The following is a 503-nucleotide window of genomic DNA, read 5'->3' as shown; positions in this document are numbered from 1 at the left end:
GGTGCTTACTTCCACATGTCGGGGCGCACGAGGGTGGGATCCTCGACGCGGTTGGGGAAGTAGTCCAGGCACTCGCCCTCGCGGTAGACGTCGGCCGTGGAGCAGTGCAGGCCGCCGCCGAACGGGTAGGCGTCGCGCAGGTCGCAGGGGATGACGTTCATGCCGAGCTTGTCCATCTGCTCCTGCTGGTGCACCTCGGAGGCCTCCACGATGACGGTCTTCGGGTCGAGGACCAGGCAGTTCATGGACAGCCAGACGGAGGAGTAGCACAGCGCCGGCGGCTCGGTGTGGGCCGGCTGGGCGGCCTCGACGATCTGCCAGTCGTTGGCCTCGAAGATGGCGCGCTGCGGCTCGGGCAGCGGGCGGTGCGGGTTGTTGATGATCAGGCCGGGGCGCAGCGGCACGAAGGTGGCGTCGATGTGGATCGGGTACGGGTCGCCGGGGAAGTTCACGGCGTGCACGCGGTACTCGGGGTAGTAGCGCTGGAACCAGTCCATGGCGGC

The 503-nt window shown here is 68.4% G+C and carries 1 pseudogene; it reads right to left on the bottom strand.

Annotation, left to right across the window (positions count from 1 at the left end):
• Window positions 1–5 precede the first annotated feature (5 nt).
• A pseudogene (locus PZH32_RS11230) lies at window positions 6–503 on the bottom strand (serine/threonine protein kinase); the annotation flags it as partial.

Origin of the sequence: Adlercreutzia equolifaciens (assembly GCF_029076695.1) — a bacterium.
GTDB lineage: Bacteria > Actinomycetota > Coriobacteriia > Coriobacteriales > Eggerthellaceae > Adlercreutzia > Adlercreutzia equolifaciens_A.
This window is presented reverse-complemented; position numbering and strand designations above follow the sequence as displayed.